The 2973-nt window shown below is 41.8% G+C and carries 3 protein-coding genes; all 3 read left to right on the top strand.

Going from position 1 to position 2973, the window contains the following annotated elements:
- Positions 1-920, top strand: a 920-nt coding sequence (locus DBR11_RS26035) for a diacylglycerol kinase family protein (RefSeq protein WP_369974457.1), incomplete at its 5' end; no start/stop codon positions are given.
- A gap of 19 nt (positions 921-939) precedes the next feature.
- On the top strand, positions 940-1290 hold the full coding sequence (locus DBR11_RS26030; RefSeq protein WP_108555488.1) for a translation initiation factor: 351 nt from the start codon (positions 940-942) through the stop codon (positions 1288-1290).
- A gap of 143 nt (positions 1291-1433) precedes the next feature.
- The coding region (gene pckA, locus DBR11_RS26025) for a phosphoenolpyruvate carboxykinase (ATP) (RefSeq protein WP_108555487.1) at positions 1434-2973 on the top strand (1540 nt) is incomplete at its 3' end.

Raw genomic sequence — 2973 nt, 5'->3', positions numbered from 1 at the left:
ATCGATTATTTTGTAGAATCATTAATACAGGACTTTTGGCAAAATCTAACATATTATTTATTATCAACCCGATTTCCGGGGGGAAGGACAAATTAAAGATTCCGGCACTTATAGACGCTAATCTGGACCGTTCCAGGTTTAATCCGAACTATAGTGTAACAGAGTATGTTGGCCATGCTGCGGAAATTGCAGAAGAAGCAGCTAATAAGAATTTTGACATTATTGTTGCAGTAGGGGGAGATGGTACGATCAATGAGATCGGCTCCAAGGTGCTTCTTCAGAATAAAGTGCTTGGCATCATTCCTTTTGGCTCAGGTAACGGACTTGCCAGGTTCTTAAAGATTCCAATGAATCCGACCAGGGCCATCCAGGTGATCAATAACCTGCATGTTAAACAGATTGATACGGCCACCTTTAATGATAAAGTTTATTTTAATATGGCTGGAATGGGTTTTGATGCCCATATCAGTTCTGTTTTTGCGGGAAACAAGAAAAGAGGCTTTTCGGGATATTTGAAAGTGGGTTTAAAAGAGATGCTCGACTATATGCCCGAAACCTATACCATCGTTATTGACGGTAAATCATATACCCGCAAAGCTTTTGTGGTGAGTATAGCCAATTCTTCCCAGTATGGGAATAATGCGCATATTTCTCCTCTGGCTTCGGTGAGCGATGGTTTGCTGGACGTATGTATTGTGAAGAATTTCCCGTTATATCGTTTACCTGTCCTTGGCTATTATATGATGACGGGCAATACCCATAAATCGGATATGGTAGAGATTATCACAGGCAAGGAGATTCACATCAGCCGGCCAAAAGAAGGGGCCATTCATATCGATGGGGAACCTTTCTTTATGGGAACTGAAATAGATATTTCCATTAATCCCCTATCCTTAAATATTATCGTACCTGCAGAATAAAGATTTAGAACCTAAAGCAATGAAGACGAAGAAGAAAGTATTGAATGATTTTGGCGGGATCATGTATTCTACAGATCCTTCATTTACTTATCCTCAGGAAGAGGCTGCTGACGAAAGTATCGCCAATAACCAGCAGGATTTAAGAGTGATGCTGGACAGGAAAAACAGAGGCGGTAAAGCCGTTACACTGATCACTGGTTTTATTGGACCGGAGGAAGATCTTGAAAAACTGACCAAGATGCTTAAAACAAAATGTGGGGTAGGGGGGGCTTGTAAAGACGGTGAAATCCTGATCCAGGGTGATTTCAGAGATAAAGTGTTGGCACTGTTGCAGAAAGACGGTTTTAAAGTGAAGAAAGCCGGAGGCTAAAATCGCATTATTTCTTTTTTAAATCATTGTTTTACAGTGATTTAATTGTTAGTGTAAGGGGGACAATAAGTAAAATTTTTCCTGAAAAATGGTTCTTATTCCCTTTTTATCTATATAACTTTGCCGGACTAACTTATTTATTTATGAGCAAAGTTATTTTGCAAAAGCCGGACTTAAGCTACCTGAACCTAAGTTCCGAGAATGCTTTTTACCAGCTGGAGGTAGCAGAATTGGTGGAAGAAGCCTTGAAAAACGGCGAAGGAACACTTGCCGACAGCGGCGCCCTGGCCATTGACACCGGAAAATTTACCGGGCGTTCTCCTAAAGACAGATTTATTGTTTGCGACGATGTAACCAGGAATGCTGTTTTTTGGGGGGATATCAATATTGAATTTAGTGAGGAGAAATTTGACGCCTTATATAATAAGGTAACAAACTATTTGAAGCAGCAGCAGCAGGTTTACGTAAGAGATGCCTATGCTTGTGCAAATGAAGAATTCAAAACAACGATTCGTGTGGTGACAGAAAAGGCCTTTCAGAGCTTGTTTGCCAATAATCTTTTTCTGAGAATGGAAAAAGAAGATTTGGGGATTCAGCCCGAGTGGACCATTGTTGCTGCTCCTGGTTTTCTGGCAGACCCGCAGGCCGATGGAACCAGACAGTCCAATTTCTCTATCCTAAATTTTACAAAGAAGATCATTCTGATCGGAGGAACGGCCTATACAGGTGAAATTAAGAAAGGAATTTTCTCTGTTCTGAATTTTATTCTTCCAGAACAAAGAAAGACTTTATCTATGCACTGCTCTGCAAATGTTGGGGAAGATGGCGATACAGCAATCTTTTTCGGACTTTCAGGGACCGGAAAGACCACCTTGTCTGCAGATCCGAAAAGGGGACTGATTGGAGATGACGAGCATGGATGGGGAAATGGAACTGTTTTTAATTTTGAAGGTGGTTGCTATGCGAAATGCGTAGATCTTACCGCAGAAAATGAGCCTCAGATCTATCATGCAATCCGTTTTGGTGCTTTACTGGAAAATACCAATTATTTCCCGGGTACCAGAAATGTAGATTTTTCCAATATAGATAAAACAGAAAATACACGGGTAGCTTATCCGATTGACTATATTGATAATGCGGTTATTCCGTCAATGGCGGGTGTTCCGAAGAATATTTTCTTTTTGACAGCTGATGCTTTTGGGGTATTGCCACCGATTTCCAAACTGAATCCCGGACAGGCGATGTTCCATTTCATTTCGGGCTATACGGCAAAAGTTGCAGGTACGGAAGCGGGGGTTACAGAGCCTCAGGTTACTTTTTCTGCCTGTTTCGGCAAGGCTTTCCTGCCATTGCATCCTACGCGTTATGCTGAATTGCTGGGTGAAAAAATGAAACAGCATCAAGTGAATGTATGGTTGGTGAATACCGGCTGGAGCGGTGGTTGCTATGGCGTGGGCAAAAGAATGAAACTGGCTTATACCCGTGCTATGATTACGGCTGCTTTAAAAGGACAGCTGGAAGAAGTTGAATTTTCTGAGCATCCGGTTTTTGGATTGAACATGCCGGTGAGTTGTCCCGATGTTCCGGCCGAAATTTTGAACCCCAGAAATACCTGGAGCGATGTTCATAATTATGATGTAAAAGCGAACGAACTGGCGGCGGCATTCATCCAGAATTTTAAGC

Origin of the sequence: Pedobacter sp. HMWF019 (assembly GCF_003061025.1) — a bacterium.
Classification (GTDB): domain Bacteria; phylum Bacteroidota; class Bacteroidia; order Sphingobacteriales; family Sphingobacteriaceae; genus Pedobacter.
The sequence above is the reverse complement of the archived record's forward strand: the minus strand, read 5'-3'. Positions and strand labels throughout refer to the sequence as shown.